Consider the following 17,986-nt stretch of genomic DNA (forward strand, 5'->3'; position numbering starts at 1 on the left):
CTCGGATCTGTCAATGAGGGACGAATTACTAAACCGTCCGGATGGTATAGTAACAGACATGGCCAGACCTCCGCATGCCCGTGAGCGCGTCCTCGACGCCTATGAGGCGCTGCTGATCTCCGACGGCGAGCGCGCCGCGACCCTCGACGCCGTCGCCCGGGCGGCGGGAGTCTCCAAAGGCGGACTGCTCTACCACTTCGCCTCGAAGGACGAGCTCGCGACCGCGATGATCGCACGTCTCGACGCCCTCGCGGCCGAGGACATCGAGCGGATCCGCTCCGCGTCCGAGGGACCGGTCGAGTACTACCTGCGCACCTCGGTCATGATGGACGACGCCCTCGACCGGGCGATCATCGCGGCGTCCTGCCTGGCCCAGAGCGGCAGCAGGGCCGCCACGGACGTGCTGCACCGCATGCGCGAGGAGTCGGCCGAGGCGATCCGCCCGCACGTGCGCGATCAGGCGGCGCTCGACCTCGTCATGCTGCTCAGCGACGGGCTGTTCTTCAACAACGCCCTGGACTCGCACGGTCCCGCAGACGACGCGGACGGCGTCCTCCCCACCGGGGCGGACTTCGACGCGCTGGTCGCTCTCGTGCTCCGCACCGTCGAAGGCTGAGACCGCGCCCGACGCACATCGGCGGCGAGGATGCGCAGGCGACCGTCCCCTCGGGGTCGTTGAGCGAGGACGCCGCAGGCGACCGAGACGAAACGCGGCGCCCTCGCAAGGGCACCGCGTTTCGTCTCGCTGCGCTCGCTCAACGACCCCGAGGGGGTTCGACCGGCTCGCTCAACGACCCCCGAGGGGGTTCGGCCGGCGCGCTCAGCGGCCCCGAAGGGCGAGGATCACGCCTCGACGAGCTCGATCTGACGGAACAGGTCGGCGTCGATCGCCTCGCGCACCTCGTCCAGCAGCACCTCGGGGATCGGCGAGTCGAGCGTGAGCACCGACAGGGCCTGGCCACCGGCGTTCTCGCGGGCGATCTGCATGCCGGCGATGTTGATCCCGGCCTCGCCGAAGCGCTGGCCGTAGACCGCGACGATGCCGGGACGGTCCGTGTACAGCATGACGACGTGGTGCTTCTCGATCGGCAGCTCGACGGCGTGACCGTTGATCGCGACGAGCTTCTCGATCTGCTTGGGGCCCGTGAGGGTGCCCGACACGGAGACCTGGCTGCCGTCGGCGAGAGCGCCGCGCAGCGTGATGACGTTGCGGTATTCCTCGCTGATGTCGTCCTGCACCAGGCGCACGGCGACGCCGCGCTGCTCGGCGAGCAGCGGCGCGTTCACGTACGAGACCGTCTCGCTGACGATCGGGGTGAACACGCCCTTGAGCGCGGCGAGTCGCAGCACGCCGACCTCGTACCCGTTGAGCTCGCCGTGCACCTCGACGTCGAGGCTGGTCAGCGGCGACTGCGCAAGACCGGACAGGATCTGGCCGAGCTTCTCGGTGAGCGGGATGCCCGGACGCACGTACGGGTCGATCACGCCACCGGCGACGTTGACCGCGTCCGGGACCAGGTCGCCGCCGAGGGCGAGCCGCACGGAGCGCGCCACCGAGACGCCGGCCTTCTCCTGCGCCTCGTCCGTCGACGCGCCGAGGTGCGGGGTGACGACGACGTTCGGCTGCGCGGTGAGGGCGCGCGCCGCGCTTCCCTCGACCGGCGGCTCGGAGGTGAAGACGTCCAGGCCCGCACCCGCGATCTCGCCGTTCTGCAGGGCGACGAGCAGCGCCTCCTCGTCGATGAGACCGCCACGGGCGACGTTCACGACGTACGCGGTGGGCTTCATCGCACGGAACTGCTCCGCGCCGATCATGCCGGTCGTCTCCGGCGTCTTGGGCATGTGGATCGTGAGGAAGTCGCTCTCCGCGACGAGCTCGTCGAGGCTCAGCAGCTGCACGCCGAGCTGCTGAGCACGGGCGCTCGTGACATAGGGGTCGTAGGCGACGACGCGCATGTCGAATGCGGCCAGACGCGCGGCGACCAGCGCGCCGATCCGGCCGAGGCCGACGATGCCGACCGTCTTCTCGAAGAGCTCGGCGCCGGTGTAGGAGCTGCGCTTCCACGCACCGGCCGAGAGCGAGGCGTGCGCCGCCGGGATGCGGCGGGCGAGGCTGAGGATGTGGCCGACCGTGAGCTCGGCGGCCGAGACGATGTTCGACGTGGGCGCGTTCACGACCATGACGCCGGCTGCGGTCGCCGCCTTGATGTCGACGTTGTCCAGGCCCACGCCGGCACGCGCGACGACCTTCAGCACGGGGGCGTGCGAGAGCGCTTCCGCGTCGATCTTCGTGGCCGAGCGGATGAGCACGGCGTCGGCGTCCGCGAGGGCGGCGAACAGCGCCTCCCGGTCGGTGCCGTCCACCGAGCGGACGTCGAAGTCGGGGCCGAGTGCGTCGACCGTGGCCGGAGACAGCGTCTCGGCGAGCAGGACGACGGGCTTGCGGGCGGACGTGTTCACGGCGTTCTCGGGCACAGAGAGATCCTTCGGGGCTGGGAAGGGGGATCCGGATGCGCCGCACCGTCGGGGCGCGATGGTGCGAACACTCTACCGGAGCGCGCCGTGCCCTCCGGACCGTGTGACGCCGCGGGTCAGTGCGCGCCGGACAGCGTGTAGCCGACCACGTCCAGCCAGAACACCGCGACCACCCCGAGCCCGGCGAAGAGCACGAGGGCGACCGTGCCGAGTCCGCGTCGGCGGGTGATCGCGATCGCGAGCACATAGACCACCACGGGCAGGATGATCGCGAGGATCAGCGCCACCCACGTGGTCGCACCGATCGCGAGCCCGGCGAGCGGGATCGTGTAGGCGATCGCGTTCCACACCGCGTAGGCGTAGAGGAGCCCGAACAGGCCGAGCAGCGTGTACAGGATCCAGCGGGGGCGCCGCGGATCCACGGTCGTCCTGACTTCTGCGCTCATGCCCCCACCGTCCCGAACATCACGAAGGGCCACGGCACGAGCAGCACCGCGCCGCCGATCAGCGCCACGATCCGGATCCAGGTCGCGGTGCCTCGGGTGAGCACCCAGGTCGCCGCGAACCACAGCACCGGCGCGAGCGCCGCGAGCCACATCCACGGGAAGTACGTCCAGTCCCCGAGCAGGAGCGAGGCTCGCGGCCGCAGACGGAAGCCGCCCACGATCCAGCCCACCGCGAAGAGCAGGTACACGCCGCCGATGATCCCGTAGAACACCAGGGCGACGTTGCCGATCCCCTCGGGCTCGTCCTCGTCCTCGACATCGACTTCGGCCGGCGACGCCTCCGCCGCGGGGGCCGCGGCGGAGGCGGGCGCCTCGATGCCGGCGGCAGAGGTGTGCACCGCCCCGGGATCCTCCTGCGGGGCCTGAGGCGGCGCGGCGTCGGTCGGGCGCTCCTGCTTCGCGGGGGCGTCCGGCGCGGCGGGCTCGTCGCCCTCCCAGCGCAGCGCGTCGTCCGGATCGGTCGTCATGCGTCCAGCGTAGCGACCGATTTCCCCGGATCAGCGGGCCCCCGCCGCTAGGCTCGGTCCTGCACCAGGCGGAAAGGACCACCGTGCCCGAGAACAGCAGCAAGAAGCCCGCCCGCGCGGCGAGCAAGCCCGCAGCACCCGCGTCGACCAGCGCCGCGGCCTCCACCGACGCGCCGGCGGATCCTCCCGCCGGCTGGACCCCCACCCCCGAGGCCAAGGCGAAGGCGACCCGGTTCCGCTGGATCGCCGTGGTGCTCTGGGTCGTCGCGATCGCCGCCGAGGCGTTCGGCATCTTCTGGCTGCTCCGGCAGCGCCAGGTCACCGGCGGCGACGGCGAGCTCGTCCGCAACCCCGACACGGGACTCCTCGAGCAGCAGGGCGCGACCGCGACCTTCCCGCAGTGGGCGTTCATCACGCTCATCGTGCTGTTCGTCGTGATCGCGGCGCTGTCGATCACCGGATCGTTCCTCTGGAAGAAGGCGAACCGCCTGGATCCGGCCCGTCGCTCGGACACCGTGCGGTTCTTCGTGCAGAACCAGCTGGGCGCGATCATCGCGATCATCGCGTTCGTGCCGCTCATCATCCTCGTGTTCCTGAACAAGGACATGGACAAGGGGCAGAAGACGATCGCGGGCATCGTGGGCATCGCGCTCGCGGCTCTCGCCGTCGTGCTCGGGATCGACTTCAACCCGCCGTCCGTCGAGCAGTACACGGCGGACCAGTCCACCGTGATCCAGCTGCTCGGCAAGGACCAGGTCGTCTGGGTGGACGGCGGCACCGTCTACCACGTGTGCGAGGAGGTCTCGGCCATCCAGACCGGCAGCGACAAGCGCACCGGCACCACCGCACAGGCGGTCGAGGCGGGCAAGACCCGGCTGACGCTGGAGTTCGCGTCCGAGCTGCGCAAGTGCGGCCTCCCCGTGCCGGAGAACGCGCCCGCGATCGCCGATGCCCTGCGCGCCATCCGCGACGGCAAGACCGACACCACGCTCCCCGCGCCGGTCTGGGGCGCCGGCGTCGAAGCACCGCTCACGGTTCCGGACGCCTCGTCGTCGGGCTCGACGCCCGCGCCGACCAGCACACCCTGACCCGCGCACCGGCGAAAAGACGAGCGCGACGTCCCTCTCGGGGCGTCGCGCTCGTTCGTCCTCCAGGGCCCCCTCTCTCCGAGCAGGAGAGCGCGGCCCGGGATCAGCCCCGCAGCGCGGCGGCGGCCCGCCGCACGATCTCTGCGTCGGTCACGTCGAAACCGGGATCCCCGCCGCCGGGTCCGCTCGGCGTCGTGTCCCCGGAGGGCCGGCGCGCCGACAGATGGACCGCGTCGACCCCGACGGCCAGGAGCCCGGCGACGTCTTGCACGCGCACTCCTCCCCCGGCCATGATCTCGAGTCCGCCGTCCGCCGCGGCGACGAGCCCGCGCAGGGTCTCGACCCCGTCGATGCTGCGCGTCGCGCGACCGCTGCTGAGCACGCGCCGCACCCCGCCCGCGATGAGGTCGTCGACGATCCCCGCAGGCTCCGGCACCGCGTCGATCGCGCGGTGGAAGACGAGGTCCGCGGCGCCGGCCGCCTGCCGCCACGCGTCCAGCGCGCGTCGGTCGACCGCTCCCGCGGCGGTCAGGGCGCCGACCACGACCGCCCCGGCGCCCCGGCGGACGACGTCGGCGATGTCGGCCGCCACGAGGTCGACCTCCTCGGCGGTGTAGACGAATCCGCCCCCGCGGGGCCGCACGAGCACGGCGACGCGCGCAGGATCGCCGGCGACGGCGAGCACCGCGTCGACCGTGGCGCCCGAGGGCGTCAGGCCCCCGGTCGCGGCGAGCGCCTGGCAGAGCTCCACCCGATCGGCGCCGCTCTCGAACGCGGTCCGCGCCCCCGCCGGCCCGTCGACCGCGATCTCGAGCACGATCCGCGTCACGGTGCGACCGTGAGGGTGGCGACGGGCTCGTCGCGCAGCCCGGCGGGGATGCGCACGATCCGCGCACCGTCCGTCGCGGTCTCCGACTCCGCGGCGGAGCCGTCCGCCCAGCGCGCCGTGCCGTCGGTCAGCTCGGTCGGGAGACGGAGCTCCCCGGCGCTGGGGTCGAGCGCGTGCACGTGCACGCCGGCAGCCGACTGGGTATAGCGGCGCGGCTCGCCGGTCTCCTCGCCGAAGCGCACCCAGGGGCGCGTGCCATGGATCGTCTCGCCGTTCGTGCGCATCCAGGCGCCGAGGTCGCGCATCGTCCGGCGCTGCAGCTCGGGGATCCGCCCGGCCGCATCGGGACCGACGTTGATGAGCAGGTTGCCGTTCTTGGAGACGACGTCGACGAGCATCCGGATCAGGTCCGGGCCGGACAGCGTCTGGCGCTCGTCCTCCGCCTGGTTGTACCCGAACGAGTAGCCGAGGCCGCGCGTGGACTCCCACGGAGCGTCGAGGATCCCGGGGATGTGCGTGTACTCCCGCGTGAGGAAGCCGTGGTACGGCACACCCCAGCGGTCGTTCACGACGCCGTCCGGCACCCGTGCGAAGTAGCGGCGCAGGAGTGCCGCGACCGCGAAGTCGTCGTTCCCCTTGCCGCCGTCCGGCCACTCGATGTCGTTCCAGAGCACGTCGGGTGAGAAGCGCTCGACGAGCTCGTCGAGCTGCGCGGCGGCGTAGCGCGAGAAGTGCTCGTCGTTGCGGCGGTAGCGGAACAGGTCGGTGTCGGACTCGATCGCCGGGAAGTCGCTCGCATGCCAGTCCAGCGCGCCGGAGAAGTACACGCCGAACCGCGCGCCCGCACGGCGCGTGGCGTCGTGGAGCTCCGCGATCAGGTCGCGCCGGGGTCCGCGGGCCACCGCGTTGAATCCGGTCGTGCCGGTCCCCCACAGGCAGAAGCCCTCGTGGTGCTTGGTGGTGGGGATGACGTAGCGTGCCCCCGCATCCACGAGCTCGCCGACGAACGCGTCCGCGTCGAAGGACGATGCGTCCCAGAGGTCGGCGAGGTCCTCGTAGGACGTCCCGGGTCCGTAGAGCTCCTGATGCCGCTGCCAGGTCGGGCTTCCCGCGATCCGCACGGTGTTGCCGTACCACTCCGCGTACTGGTGCCAGGCGTAGGCGTCCTCGGTGGGGATGTTCACGCCCTCGCCGTGCTGCACGGCCCAGGCGGGCACGGAGTACAGGCCCCAGTGCACGAAGAAGCCGAGTTTGGCGTCGCGGTACCAGTCCGGCACGGCGGCATCCGGGTAGGCGGGTGCGGCGGATCCGAAGTCGGGTCCGGTGCGCTTCTCGAAGTTCATCATGCGGGCAGCTCCTCTCCGCGACGGCTCACGTGCGCCGTCAGGGCCGGCTCACCGTCGGTGTCGAACGGGAAGACACCGGGTGCGAGCCGGTGGTGCCCCAGGCGGAGCAGATCCTGGTCCACGCCACCCGGCGTGAGCGCGAGCGTCCAGTCGGCGGCGAGGTCGTACAGCTCGGGCTCGAGGTAGCCGATCTTCACGATCACGATGTCGGCGGCCTCGGGATCCAGTCCCAGCATGCGGAAGTCGTCGAGGTGGTGGAAGGGCTTGCGGCGTTCTGTGACGATCGCGTGCACGCTGCCGGCGCGGATCACGACCTGCGTGCCCGCCTCGGGATCGCCCTCGGTGATCGAGAAGACCTCGCCCGCGATCGGCACGGGGCCGCGCGGGCCCGGATCCACCCGGCCGCCCACCTCGAGGGCGACGGCGGCGCCGACGCCCGCGGCCACGGCCTGCGCGACCGCCGCGGGATCGAAGACGGAGGCGTGCACGACGACGCGCCCCGGTTCTGCGAGCTCCGGGCGCGCGAGCAGCTCGCCGAGCGTCCAGGACACGTCGCCGGCGCCGCCCGCCGTGGGGTTGTCGCCGGAGTCGGAGATCACGTACGGGCGAGCGGCTCCCGGTGCGAGCGCGCGATCGAGCGCCTCGCCGAGGCCCGCGGTCGGGCCCACGAAGACGAAGTCGGCGCGGGCGTCCCAGTACTCCCGGGCCAGCCGCTCCGCCTCACGGGCGATCACGGCGCGGTCGTCGCCGGTCACCATCACGATCGCCATGTTGCGCGGCTCGTCGGCCCACGCGTAGCCGACCCAGATCGCCGCGTCCACGACGCCGTCGAGCTCCTCGACGTCCGGCACCTGCGCGTAGATGCCGCGCGCCGGCTCCAGTCGGGTGCTCGTCTTCTCCCCCGGCAGCAGCACGGGAACGGGGACCCATGCCTTGAAGGGGCGTCGGAGCAGCGGATCGGATCCGTGCGGACCGCGCAGGCGCGCGAGCAGGTTCCACACCGCGCGCTCCTTGGTGTTCATCCAGTCCTCGTGCGGCGCCATCCGATAGCAGGTGAGCAGATCCAGGGCGTCGCGCAGCACCTCCGACACGTTGCCGTGCAGGTCCATCGAGGTCGACACGAGCACGTCGTCGCCGAGCTCGGCGCGCACGGCTGCCGCGAGGTCCCCCTCCGCGTCCTGCATCCCGACGACGCTCATGGCGCCGTGGATGTCGAAGAAGAAGCCGTCGAACGGACCGCCCGCGGCGATCTCGGCGCGGATGCCGTGAACGATCGCCTCCTTCATCCGCAGGTAGGTGGCCGGCGCCACGGCACCTCCCGGAAGCGAGCGGCCGTGATGGATCGGGACCCACTCCGCCGCCGCTCGCAGCTCACGCTCCTCGTCGAGGAACGGGTAGTAGCCGACGAGCTCGGCGCCCTCGCGGATCGTGAAGGCCTCGTCGCCGGAGATGTGCGGCGAGAAGGTGCTGGACTCGATCGAGATCCCGGCGATGCCGATCCGCGGACGGACGAGCCCTCCGTCCTCGACGGGCGGGAGCGGCCCCATCCAGACCGTGTCGGCCTCGGGGCGGAGGTGCGGGGTGGGCGCTGTCATGACGGCGTGGGTTCCTTCTCAGGGGTGCGGACGGTTCAGACGGTGGCGGGGACGGAATCGGCGAGCCGCGCGGACGCGAGCGCCGCTGCTCCCCGGGCGACAGCGTCGGCCGAGATCTCGGCGGGCACGATGCGCAGCGGGAACCCGGAGACCGGGGCGTCGGTGCGCAGCGTCTCGAGGATGCCGGGTTCGAGCAGGTCCCAGGCCTCGCGGACTCCGCCGCCGACCACGACCATGCCGAGGTCGAGCAGTGACGCCGTGATGGACGCGGCGAGCGCGGTCGCCCGCGCCGCGTCTTCGAAGACGGCGAGCGCAGCGGCCTCGCCGTCCCTGGCACGATCGGCGATCTCCGGAGCGGAGGCGTCGGATCCCGTGGCCGCGCGATAGCGGCGCGTGATCGAGGTGCCGGAGGCGAGCGTCTCGAGATGCCCAGTCTGCCCGCAGGTGCAGACGAGCTCGCTGAATCCCGGCGTGTGCCCGATCTCCCCCGCCGCGCCGTGCACGCCGTGGTGTACGGCGCCGCCGAGGGCGATCGCGCCTCCCACTCCGGTGCCGAGCATGATGCCGAGCACGTCGCTCTCGCCGCGGGCCGCACCCCAGCGCAGCTCGCCGAGGAGGAACGCGTTCACGTCGTTCTCGACCCACACGGGTGCGCCGAGCCGGCCTTCGAGCTCCTCCGCCAGGGGGAAGCCGCTCCAGTCCGTGAACGTGGCGGAGGCGGCGACCACGACGCCGCGCTCCTGGTCGATCACACCGGCCGCGCCGACGCCGGCGCCGGCCAGGGGCGCTCCGATCACGCCGCACAGCCGGAGCACGAGGCCCGCTGCGGCGTCCGCCATCGCGGGACCGCCCTCCGCGGCCGGCGCCGGTACGACGCCTCGGGCCAGGACGGATCCGGACTCGTCGGTCAGCACGGCGGAGATCTTCGTCCCGCCGATGTCGATGCCCGCGATCACGGGCGCGCTCGTGTGCCGGTGCGGCTCGGCACCGGAGTGTGCGTCGTGGGTCATCGTCCGCCGAGCCCCGCCATCGCGATGCCCTTGACCAGGTGCTTCTGCAGCACGATCACGAGGATCGTCGTGGGCACCATCGAGATGATCGCCGCCGCCATCTGCAGGTCCCAGCGCGTGCCGGTGAGACCGGAGAAGGTCGCGAGTCCCACGGGGAGCGTGCCGTGCGCGTTGTAGTCGACCGTGACGATGAGCGGCCAGAGGTAGCTGTTCCAGAACGACAGGAAGGTGAACACGGAGAGCACCGCGACCGCCGACTTCGCGAGCGGGAGGATGATCTGCAGGAACGAGCGCACGGGCCCCGCGCCGTCGACGCGCGCGGCCTCTTCGAGCTCGTAGGGGATCCCCCGGAAGAACTGCCGCATGAGGAACGTGCCGAAGGCGGTGAACGCGAACGGGAAGATCAGCGCCTGGTAGGTGTCCACCCAGTTCAGCCACTGCATGACCTGGAACATCGGGATGACGAGCACCTCGGCGGGGACCATGAGGGTCGCGAGGAAGAGCACGAACACGGCGTCGCGACCCTTCCAGCGCAGACGCCCGAAGGCGTAGCCCGCGGTCGTGGAGACGATGAGGACGACGAGTGTTCCGGCGATCGCCACGAAGAACGAGTTGCCGATGTAGGTGAGGAACGGACCGTACGCGAACACGTCGGCGAAGTTGGACCAGCGCAGCTCGGAGCCGATGAGCTTCGGCGGCATCGAGAACATCTCGTTGTTCGGCTTGAGCGCCGAGAAGAACGAGTAGATCAGCGGCGACACGAAGATCAGCGCGGCGAGGTAGACGAAGACGTGGGCGATGATGAGGCGCGTCCGCTCGGCGCCGGAGAGCGGCGCCTTGGTGCGCTTGGTGCGGTCCTCGGCCGCGACCTCGATCGACTCGTCCGAGGCGATGAGGGCGCTCTGCTGCAGATCAGTGCTCATAGTGCACCCACTTCTTCTGCGCTCCGAACTGCAGCGCGGTGATGATGATGATGAGCGCGAACAGGATCCACGCGCCGGCGGCGGCGATGCCGAGATCCTGGAACTTGAAGCCCTGGTTGTAGATGAACTGCACGAGCGGCTGGGTCGCGTTGCCCGGACCGCCGCCGGTGAGCAGCTGCGGCTGCGCGAAGACCTGCAGGGACGTGATCATGGTCATGATCGTCGCGAAGAAGATCGACGGCGAGATCATCGGGACCACGACGCTCCACTGCATCCGGAAACCGGAGGCCCCGTCGATCCGCGCCGCCTCGATGACCGATTCCGGCAGCTGCTCGAGGGCGGCCGAGAAGATGAGCATGTTGTAGCCGAGCCCCTGCCAGACGCTCATGATGATGACCATCGCCATCGCCCAGAACGGGTCGGCGAGGAAGTTGGGGAGCTTGATGCCGAACCAGCCCTGGGCGATCCCGTTGAAGAGGCCCTGCGGCTGCAGCATCATCTTCCACACCAGGACGCTCGCGACCATGGGCGTCACGACCGGGATGAAGAAGAGCACGCGCAGCGCGCCGCGTCCGCGGATCCGCGGCCCGAGGGACATCGCCAGGATCAGGGAGCAGACGATGCTCAGCGGCACGTAGACGACCGTGAAGACGGCGGTGTTGCGCATCGCGGGCCAGAAGTCCGGGCTCGACGTGAAGAGCTTGATGTAGTTCCCGACGCCGTTGAACGTCTTGTCGCCGAACGTGGGCCAATTGTAGAAGCTCATCACGATCGAGAGCACGACCGGCACGACGGTGAACACGGCGAGGCCGATCAGGGCGGGGCTCGCGAAGCCGAGCGCCTGACGGCCCTCTGTCCGCGCGAGGGATCCGCGGCGGGCCGGGACGCCGCGGCGGTCCTGCGGCGCGCGACGGCGGGATGCGGCGATGGTCACCGTTCCTCCTTCTTCCAGGATGGTGTCCCGGCCCGGCGGACGGATCCGCCGGGCCGGGAGGGGATCACTTGCCGAACTGCTCCTGCGCGCTCTTGAGCACGTCGGCCATGGGGGTCTGACCGTTGTAGACGCTCACGAGCTGCGGCTGGATGTAGCTGCCGACCTTCGACCAGTTGTCGGTGACGTACTGACCCTGCACGTTCGCGAACGCGGCCTTGAAGACCTCCTCGACCTGTGCGCGGTACTTCTCGTCGATCGACTCGAAGTACAGCGGCTGGCTCTCGGTGCGCGCCGGGTAGCTGCGGCCCGAGGAGGCGATGTAGTCCTGCGAGTCCTTGCTGAGCAGGGATCCGAGCACCTTGAGCGCGGCGTCCTTGTTCTTGCAGGTCTTGGAGATGCCGTAGCCCGAGCCGAGGATGAGGCTCAGCGAGTCCTTGCCGTCGCCCGGCAGCGGCGCCATGCCCGCGGTGAAGCCCGCCTCGTTCTTCAGGTAGCTGACCGCGTTCCACGTGCCGTCGACGGCCATGGCCGCGTTGCCGTTGGAGTACTGGTCCTCGCCCCAGCCGCCGTCCGAGGCGCTGGCGACGGGGAGCGCCACCTTCTGGTCGGTGACCAGGCCCGCGTACCAGGTCGCGGCGTCGGAGAACTTCTTGTCGGTGAGCTGGAGCTTGCCGTCCTGCGTCGCCGGCTGCACGCCCGCCTTGGCGATCGGCAGCGCCTGCCACTGGAAGTCGCCCATACCGACGGCGAAGCCCTGCTTGCTGTCGCGCGTGGCCGCCTTCGCGGTCTTCTCGAAGTCGTCGAAGGTCCAGCCCGGCTTCGGGTCGGCCGCGCCCGCGGCCTTGAGCTGATCCGCGTTGTAGTAGACGAGCATGGTCGCGGTGTCGAACGGCAGGCCGTAGAGCTCGCCCTTGTTCTTCAGGATCTCGGTGGTGCCGGAGGCGAAGTCGCCCTCCTTGAGGCCCGCGGTCTTCAGGTCGTCCGCGGTGAGCTTCTGGAAGCCTGCGGTGTAGCTGGAGAGCATGCCGCTGTTCATGCCCGTGACGCAGGCCATGTTGCCCGAGGCCATGTTCGTGGTGAGCTTCGTGAAGAAGTCGTTCCACGGCGCGGTGCGCAGCTCGATCTTGAGGTCCGGGTTCTGCTTCTTGGCGACGTCGATCTGAGCCTGCAGCGCCTTGGTGTCGTCGGCGGATCCGGCCCACATGTCGACCACGACGGTCTTGTCGTCGCCACCGGCGCTGCTGCTGGAGCCTCCGCAGCCGGTGAGGACGAGGGCGGCGCCCACCGTGAACGCCGCCACGGGGACGAGGTGAGTCTTCTTCATTGAAATGCCTCCTCAGGCACGAACAGATCCAGGCTTCGTTTGAGTTCGAACGAAGTAATTCGGGGTTATGCCCTCATCCTGTCAGAGCGACACGCGAAACTCCAGTCGAACATCGGATGTCTGGCTCAGATCGTGAGAATTCCGTGATTTATCCGAACTGGTTGGTCGTTCGCCACTAGAGTAATCTTCATTCGACCTCGAAGGAAGTGTCATGGCACATCCCGCAGACCGGTCCCCGGACCGTCGCGAACCCCCGGCGTCCGGCGACCACGCCCGGCAGATCGTGGAGCTGGTGACGCGCGGTGAAGCGCTGTCGCGCTCCGACCTCGCCCGGCTGCTCGGCATCGCCCCGTCCACCGTCTCCCTCCGCGTGCAGGAGCTCGTGGACGCCGGAATCCTGCGGGAGAACGGTCAGGCGCAGTCGTCCGGCGGACGCCGCGCACGCCGCCTCTCCCTGGGCGGCACACCGCATCGCGTGCTGGCCGCGGAACTCGGCGGCGAGCACGCCCGGCTCGGGCTGCTCGATCTCGGCGGTCACCTCGACCGGACCGCGACGATCCCGATCACGATCGCGGACGGCCCCGAGGCGACGCTCGCCCTCGTCGAGGCGGGGCTCCGCGCCCTCGCCGCCGAGGCAGACATCCGAGCGGTGGGCATCGCGCTCCCGGGGCCGGTGGACTTCGAGTCCGGCAGCGTAGACCAGCCCTCCCGTATGCCGGGCTGGCCCGGATTCCGCGTCGGCGAGGCGCTGGCCGGGCGCTTCGGCGTTCCGGCCGTGGTCGACAACGACGCGAACCTCATGGCCCTGGGCGAGCATCACCGCAGCCTCACGCGCGACCAGCACAGCATCACGGTCAAGGCGGGGACCGCGATCGGAAGCGGCATCATCGTGGCGGGTTCCGTGCACCGCGGCGCCACGTCCGCGGCCGGGGACATCACGCACACGCGCGTCGCCGAGGCCGCGGACATCCCCTGCTCCTGCGGCAACCACGGCTGCCTGGAGACCATCGCGAGCGGTGCGGGCCTCGTCCGGCAGATGCGCGAGCGCGGCGTCGCCGTCGCGGGTGCCGCCGACGTGCTGGAGCTGGCGCGCAACGGCGATCCGATCGCCACGACGCTGGTGCGCACGGCCGGCACGCACCTCGGTCAGGTGCTGTCCGGCGTGGTCAACTTCTTCAACCCGCACGCCGTGTTCCTCACCGGGAGCATGAGCGCGAGCGAGCCCTTCCTCGCCGCGGTCCGCAGCCGCGTGTACGAGGCGTGCCATCCGCTCGCCACCCAGACCCTGCGCATCGAGTCCGCCCGCACGGGCCCCGATGCGGCGCTCTACGGCGCGGCGCGCCTGGCCATGGAGCTGGTCGACCCCGTCGCCTGAGACGCGCCGCCGCGGTCAGGCGTCGGGCGCGAGGGTCAGCTCGATGACCGGGATGAGCACGTCGGGGCGCCGCACGGGCAGGTGCACGGTGAGCGTGCCCTCCTGCTCCCCCGCCGGAGTCATGAGCGACGCCTGCTGGTGCGGATCCGTCACCGAGGTCTTCAGCCAGGATCCGTCGTTCAGCAGACGCGCGTACGTGACGCGGTCCGCGAGCCCCTCGAGGTGCACGTAGCCGAGCGGCCAGGAGAACAGGTGCAGGTAGAGGCGGTCGCCCCGCCGCGTGTAGACGCCCTCGCGCGGCGCGGCGAAGGGCGCATGGCCCGCGCCGACGATCGCGTCGCGGTGCAGGCGCATCCACTCGCCCAGCTCGGCGAGCACGGCCTCGTCGCGCGGCGCGATGCTCCCCCGGCCGTCCGGGCCGACGTTGAGCAGCATGTTGCCGTCCATCGCCACAGAGTCCGCGAGCATCTGGGCCAGCAGAACGGCGGACTTCTGATCGTGGTTGTCGCGGTGATAGCCCCAGGATCCGTTGATCGTCTGGCACGCCTCCCACACCTGGGGGACGCCCTCCACGACGATCGGGGCGGTCGGCTGGTACTGCTCCGGCGTCACGAAGTCGGCGGGGATCCCGAGCCGGTCGTTCACGAGCATCTGCGGCTGCAGCTCGCGGCAGAGCGCCAGGAGCGTCTCCGCGTCCCAATCCGCCGGCCCCTTCCCCGCCCAGCCGTCCTTCTCCTCAGGGTAGGTGAAGTCGAAGAACAGGTAGTCGATGTCGCCGTACCGGGTGAGCAGCTCGCGCACCTGCCCGTGCAGGTACGCGCGGTAGCGATCCATGTCCCGCGCGCGGTTGCGCTCGTGCTCGATCGCGTCGGCACGGCGAGGGTGGTTCCCATCCACCGTGAAGTCCGGGTGATGCCAGTCGATGAGCGAGTGGTACAGACCCACCCGCAGTCCCTCGGCGCGCAGGGCGTCGACGTACTCGCGCACCAGATCACGCCCGCACGCCGTCATCGACGTGTAGTCGGTGAGCGCCGAGTCCCAGAGGCAGAACCCGTCGTGGTGCTTCGTGGTGAGCACGACGTAGCCCATCCCCGTCGCCTTCGCACGACGCGCGAGCGCGGTCGCGTCGAACAGGTCGGGGTCGAAGTGGTCGAAGTAGGCGCGATACTCCTCCGCCGTCAGGCGCTCGTAGTTCTGCACCCATTCGTGCCGGGCGGCCCCGCTGTAGAGGCCGAAATGCACGAACATCCCGAACCGGGCCTCATCGAACCACTGCTGTCGCATCTCTGCCTCTTCCTCGATCCTCGGGTGGGTGCGGTTCAGGCGGAGGGGTGCCCGACGACGCCCTTGCGCAGCAGCGCGTTGCCGTACTTGCGGGTCTCCCCCGTGCGCACCATGAGGTAGGCGCCCTGCGCGACGTCGTAGTACGCGAAGCGCTCCACGAAGCGCGTGGTCTCCTCGTCCGTGCCGGCGGCCGCCATGAGCTCCCGCTGCACGTCGAGCACCGTCGCGTCGGCCGACTCCATGAGATCCATGCCCGGGGCGTCGTCGAGGGGCAGCACCGAGCGGATCGCGGCGACCACGGCCGGCGTCGTGGTGCCGGGCAGATCGACCACGCGCGCGCCGAGCGCCCACGCCGGGAAGTGCGCGTCGGCCACGACGACCGCGTCGGAGTGTCCCATCCGGTCGAGGTGCAGCAGCAGCTCACCGGTGAGCAGGGGGTCGATTCCTTCGAGCATGAGGACTCCTGTTCAGGAAGGGATGAGAGCTTCGGCCGCGAGTTCGCGCCAGAGGTCCGCGGGGATGTCGAGGGCGGCGAGCTGCGCGTTCTGGCGCAGCTGCTCCGGACGGCTCCCGCCCACCACGACCGACGTCACGACCGGGGACTGCAGCGGGTACTGTATCGCGGCCGCGGGCAGCGGGACCCCGTGCGCGCGGCAGATGTCCGCGATCCGGGTGAGACGCTGCCAGAGCTCCTCCGGCAGCGCCCCGTACTCGTAGCGACCGTCACGGCGCGGCTCGCTCTGCGCGAGCAGGCCCGAGTTGAAGACCGAGGCGGCGACGATGTCGGTCCCGCGCTCGGCGCAGGCCGGGATCACGTCCGCCGCCGCAGGCTGCTCGAGCAGGGTGTAGCGCCCGGCGACCATGATCGTGTCGAGGTCGGCGGAGCGCACCGCGGCGGTCAGGGCCGCGGCCGTCATGGATCCGATGCCGATCCGGCCGACCTCCCCCTCGGCACGCAGCGCCTCGAGCGCGGGGAACGCCTCGGAGAGCGCCAGATCCAGGTCGTGCCGTTCCGGGTCGTGCAGGTAGAGGATGTCGATGCGCTCGATCCCGAGGCGCTCGCGCGACTCGTCGAGGCTCGCGCGGATCCCCGCGTCCGAGAAGTCCCAGACGCGCTGCAGATCGTCCGGCACGAAGAAGTCGTTGTCGGTGTCGAGACCGCCCGCGACGTGGCCGGGATTCGGGCGGAGCAGGCGGCCCGCCTTGGTGGAGAGCACGTACTCGTCACGCGGCTTGGTCTGCAGGAAGGCGCCGAGACGTCGCTCCGAGAGCCCGAGCCCGTAGTGCGGAGCCGTGTCGTAGAGGCGGATCCCGTTCTCCCAGGCCGCGTCCAGCACGGCCCAGGCCTCGTCGTCGGTCAGCGCGCGGAACAGGTTGCCGACGTTCGCGGCGCCGTATCCCAGAGCCGGGACGCCGGGCCGCGTCGTGGCGTCGACGGACTCAGACATGAGCGCCCGCCTCCCGGTGCTCGCCGGTCCAGGTGAACTCCGCGCGGCTCGCCGCCTTCATCTCCATGCCGTTGCCGGGCTCCGTCGGAGCCGTGTAGGAACCGCCGCGGATGTCGGTCGGCACCGTGAAGTGCTCGTGCAGGTGGTCCACGTACTCGATCATGCGCCCTTCGCGGCTTCCGGAGACGGCGACGAAGTCGAACATGGAGAGGTGCTGCACGGCCTCGCACAGGCCGACGCCGCCGGCGTGCGGGCACACCGGCACGCCGAACTTCGCGGCGAGCAGCAGGTTCGCGATGTTCTCGTTCACGCCGGCCACGCGCACCGCGTCGATCTGCATGACCTGGATGGCCTCGGCCTGCAGCAGCTGCTTGAAGATCATCCGGTTCTGCGCGTGCTCGCCGGTCGCGACGCGGATCGGCGCCACGCCACGGGCGATCTCGGCGTGCCCGAGCACGTCGTCGGGGCTCGTCGGCTCCTCGATCCACGCGGGACGGAACTCGGCGAGCGCGTTCACCCAGGCGATCGCCTCGGAGACCTCCCAGCGCTGGTTGGCGTCGATCGCGATCGGGAAGTCGGGGCCGCACACCTCGCGGGCCTTGCGGAACCGCCGGATGTCGTCGTCGAGGTCGGCGCCGACCTTGAGCTTGATCTGCGTGAACCCGTCGGCCATCGCCTCCCGGGCGAGGCGCTCGAGCTTCTCGTCCGAGTAGCCCAGCCAGCCGGGACTCGTCGTGTAGCCCGGGTACCCGGTCGCGAGCAGCTGCTGCTCCCGCTCGGCGCGGCCGGGCTCGGCGGCGCGCAGGATCGCCAGGGCGTCCTCGCGGGTGAGCGCGTTGGTGAGGTAGCGGAAGTCGACGAGATCGACGAGCTGCTCCGGCGTCATCCGGGAGAGGAGCTGCCAGAGCGGAAGCCCGGCGCGCTTCGCCTTGATGTCCCACAGTGCGTTGATCACGGCGCCGATCGCCATGTGCATGACGCCCTTCTCCGGGCCGAGCCAGCGCAGCTGCGAGTCGCCGATGATCTCCCGGAACGTGCCGCCCATGTCGTCGAGCAGCGGCTCCAGCTCGCGGCCCACGAGATGCCCGGCGAGCGCGTCGATGCCCGCGACCTGCACGTCGTTGCCGCGGCCGATCGTGAACACGAACGCGTGCCCGTCGATGCCGTCGGCCGCGTCGGTGCGCACGATCACGTAGGCCGCGGAGTAGTCGGGGTCGGGGTTCATCGCGTCGGAGCCGTCGAGGCTGAGCGAGGTGGGGAATCGGATGTCGCTGGTCTCCAGCGCGACGATGCGGCTCACGGTTCTCCTGTTCTGGGCCGAAGTCGGGGCGGTGGCGCGGAAGGCCGTGATGGGCCCCGACAGTTGGAGTGTAAACATCGGA

General features: G+C 70.8%; 17 protein-coding genes. 3 read left to right on the plus strand and 14 right to left on the minus strand.

From position 1 onward, the window contains the following. Positions 1 to 58: 58 nt before the first annotated feature. The gene (locus WFJ01_RS16170) at positions 59 to 616 is read left to right on the plus strand and encodes a TetR/AcrR family transcriptional regulator (RefSeq protein ID WP_251448337.1); all 558 of its coding nucleotides are present in this window, start codon (positions 59 to 61) and stop codon (positions 614 to 616) included. 227 nt (positions 617 to 843) lie between these two features. On the opposite strand, the gene serA is transcribed toward WFJ01_RS16170, so the two are convergent. The 3 genes from serA to WFJ01_RS16185 form a co-directional block, all read right to left on the minus strand. Then, the gene (gene serA / locus WFJ01_RS16175; RefSeq protein ID WP_251448334.1) at positions 844 to 2,475 is read right to left on the minus strand and encodes a phosphoglycerate dehydrogenase; all 1,632 of its coding nucleotides are present in this window, start codon (positions 2,473 to 2,475) and stop codon (positions 844 to 846) included. A 116-nt stretch (positions 2,476 to 2,591) separates the two neighbouring features. Further along, on the minus strand, positions 2,592 to 2,921 hold the full coding sequence (locus WFJ01_RS16180; protein ID WP_292880630.1) for a hypothetical protein: 330 nt from the start codon (positions 2,919 to 2,921) through the stop codon (positions 2,592 to 2,594). Then, complete coding sequence (locus tag WFJ01_RS16185) at positions 2,918 to 3,448, minus strand: hypothetical protein (RefSeq protein ID WP_336629642.1); 531 nt, start codon at positions 3,446 to 3,448, stop codon at positions 2,918 to 2,920. The genes WFJ01_RS16180 and WFJ01_RS16185 overlap by 4 nt, the downstream gene beginning before the upstream one ends. A gap of 83 nt (positions 3,449 to 3,531) precedes the next feature. Here WFJ01_RS16185 and WFJ01_RS16190 point away from each other — a divergent pair, with 83 nt between their 5' ends. Next, positions 3,532 to 4,536, plus strand: coding sequence for a hypothetical protein (locus WFJ01_RS16190; protein WP_336629643.1), 1,005 nt, complete (start codon positions 3,532 to 3,534; stop codon positions 4,534 to 4,536). Positions 4,537 to 4,639: 103 nt separating this feature from the next. Here the strand turns inward: WFJ01_RS16190 and WFJ01_RS16195 are convergent, their stop codons facing one another. The 7 genes from WFJ01_RS16195 to WFJ01_RS16225 all read right to left on the minus strand — a co-directional run bounded on the left by WFJ01_RS16195 (position 4,640) and on the right by WFJ01_RS16225 (position 12,497). Beyond that, the gene (locus tag WFJ01_RS16195; protein ID WP_336629644.1) at positions 4,640 to 5,365 is read right to left on the minus strand and encodes a copper homeostasis protein CutC; all 726 of its coding nucleotides are present in this window, start codon (positions 5,363 to 5,365) and stop codon (positions 4,640 to 4,642) included. Beyond that, positions 5,362 to 6,711 (minus strand): alpha-L-fucosidase, encoded by a 1,350-nt coding sequence (locus WFJ01_RS16200; RefSeq protein ID WP_336629645.1) that lies wholly within the window; start codon positions 6,709 to 6,711, stop codon positions 5,362 to 5,364. The genes WFJ01_RS16195 and WFJ01_RS16200 overlap by 4 nt, the downstream gene beginning before the upstream one ends. Further along, positions 6,708 to 8,258 carry a M81 family metallopeptidase gene (locus WFJ01_RS16205; protein ID WP_442928059.1) on the minus strand — a complete coding sequence of 517 codons (1,551 nt, stop codon included), beginning with the start codon at positions 8,256 to 8,258 and terminating at the stop codon, positions 6,708 to 6,710. Before WFJ01_RS16205 ends, WFJ01_RS16200 begins: the two co-directional genes overlap by 4 nt. Positions 8,259 to 8,341: 83 nt before the next feature. Continuing rightward, positions 8,342 to 9,316, minus strand: coding sequence for an ROK family protein (locus WFJ01_RS16210; RefSeq protein WP_336629646.1), 975 nt, complete (start codon positions 9,314 to 9,316; stop codon positions 8,342 to 8,344). Then, entirely contained in the window at positions 9,313 to 10,239 is a 927-nt protein-coding gene (locus WFJ01_RS16215) for a carbohydrate ABC transporter permease (protein WP_251448309.1), read from the minus strand. Before WFJ01_RS16215 ends, WFJ01_RS16210 begins: the two co-directional genes overlap by 4 nt. Beyond that, complete coding sequence (locus tag WFJ01_RS16220) at positions 10,229 to 11,173, minus strand: carbohydrate ABC transporter permease (protein ID WP_251448306.1); 945 nt, start codon at positions 11,171 to 11,173, stop codon at positions 10,229 to 10,231. The genes WFJ01_RS16215 and WFJ01_RS16220 overlap by 11 nt, the downstream gene beginning before the upstream one ends. A 64-nt stretch (positions 11,174 to 11,237) precedes the next feature. After that, positions 11,238 to 12,497 (minus strand): ABC transporter substrate-binding protein, encoded by a 1,260-nt coding sequence (locus WFJ01_RS16225; RefSeq protein ID WP_336629647.1) that lies wholly within the window; start codon positions 12,495 to 12,497, stop codon positions 11,238 to 11,240. A gap of 211 nt (positions 12,498 to 12,708) precedes the next feature. On the opposite strand from WFJ01_RS16225, the gene WFJ01_RS16230 reads away from it, so the two are divergent. Continuing rightward, positions 12,709 to 13,872 (plus strand): ROK family transcriptional regulator, encoded by a 1,164-nt coding sequence (locus WFJ01_RS16230; protein WP_292880655.1) that lies wholly within the window; start codon positions 12,709 to 12,711, stop codon positions 13,870 to 13,872. Positions 13,873 to 13,887: 15 nt separating this feature from the next. Here WFJ01_RS16230 and WFJ01_RS16235 read toward each other — a convergent pair whose 3' ends face one another. Genes WFJ01_RS16235 through WFJ01_RS16250 form a run of 4 tightly spaced genes read right to left on the minus strand, consistent with a single transcriptional unit; the run spans position 13,888 to position 17,904 of the window. Continuing rightward, the gene (locus tag WFJ01_RS16235) at positions 13,888 to 15,156 is read right to left on the minus strand and encodes an alpha-L-fucosidase (protein ID WP_336629648.1); all 1,269 of its coding nucleotides are present in this window, start codon (positions 15,154 to 15,156) and stop codon (positions 13,888 to 13,890) included. Between the two features lie 35 nt (positions 15,157 to 15,191). Next, positions 15,192 to 15,611 (minus strand): RbsD/FucU family protein, encoded by a 420-nt coding sequence (locus WFJ01_RS16240; protein WP_251444366.1) that lies wholly within the window; start codon positions 15,609 to 15,611, stop codon positions 15,192 to 15,194. A gap of 12 nt (positions 15,612 to 15,623) precedes the next feature. Then, positions 15,624 to 16,604 (minus strand): aldo/keto reductase, encoded by a 981-nt coding sequence (locus WFJ01_RS16245; protein ID WP_336629649.1) that lies wholly within the window; start codon positions 16,602 to 16,604, stop codon positions 15,624 to 15,626. Continuing rightward, positions 16,597 to 17,904 (minus strand): L-fuconate dehydratase, encoded by a 1,308-nt coding sequence (locus WFJ01_RS16250; RefSeq protein ID WP_292880669.1) that lies wholly within the window; start codon positions 17,902 to 17,904, stop codon positions 16,597 to 16,599. Before WFJ01_RS16250 ends, WFJ01_RS16245 begins: the two co-directional genes overlap by 8 nt. Positions 17,905 to 17,986: the final 82 nt, after the last annotated feature.

Source organism: Microbacterium sp. MMO-35 (genome assembly GCF_037147555.1).
GTDB lineage: Bacteria > Actinomycetota > Actinomycetes > Actinomycetales > Microbacteriaceae > Microbacterium.

Coding starts and splice junctions, on each gene's coding strand:
- WFJ01_RS16210 (WP_336629646.1), bottom strand. CDS start 9,316: ATGACCCACGACGCACACTCCGGTGCCGAGCCGCACCGGCACACGAGC.
- WFJ01_RS16240 (WP_251444366.1), bottom strand. CDS start 15,611: ATGCTCGAAGGAATCGACCCCCTGCTCACCGGTGAGCTGCTGCTGCAC.
- WFJ01_RS16200 (WP_336629645.1), bottom strand. CDS start 6,711: ATGATGAACTTCGAGAAGCGCACCGGACCCGACTTCGGATCCGCCGCA.
- WFJ01_RS16235 (WP_336629648.1), bottom strand. CDS start 15,156: ATGCGACAGCAGTGGTTCGATGAGGCCCGGTTCGGGATGTTCGTGCAT.
- WFJ01_RS16170 (WP_251448337.1), top strand. CDS start 59: ATGGCCAGACCTCCGCATGCCCGTGAGCGCGTCCTCGACGCCTATGAG.
- WFJ01_RS16205 (WP_442928059.1), bottom strand. CDS start 8,258: ATGGGGCCGCTCCCGCCCGTCGAGGACGGAGGGCTCGTCCGTCCGCGG.
- WFJ01_RS16230 (WP_292880655.1), top strand. CDS start 12,709: ATGGCACATCCCGCAGACCGGTCCCCGGACCGTCGCGAACCCCCGGCG.
- WFJ01_RS16180 (WP_292880630.1), bottom strand. CDS start 2,921: ATGAGCGCAGAAGTCAGGACGACCGTGGATCCGCGGCGCCCCCGCTGG.
- WFJ01_RS16245 (WP_336629649.1), bottom strand. CDS start 16,604: ATGTCTGAGTCCGTCGACGCCACGACGCGGCCCGGCGTCCCGGCTCTG.
- WFJ01_RS16225 (WP_336629647.1), bottom strand. CDS start 12,497: ATGAAGAAGACTCACCTCGTCCCCGTGGCGGCGTTCACGGTGGGCGCC.
- WFJ01_RS16215 (WP_251448309.1), bottom strand. CDS start 10,239: ATGAGCACTGATCTGCAGCAGAGCGCCCTCATCGCCTCGGACGAGTCG.
- WFJ01_RS16185 (WP_336629642.1), bottom strand. CDS start 3,448: ATGACGACCGATCCGGACGACGCGCTGCGCTGGGAGGGCGACGAGCCC.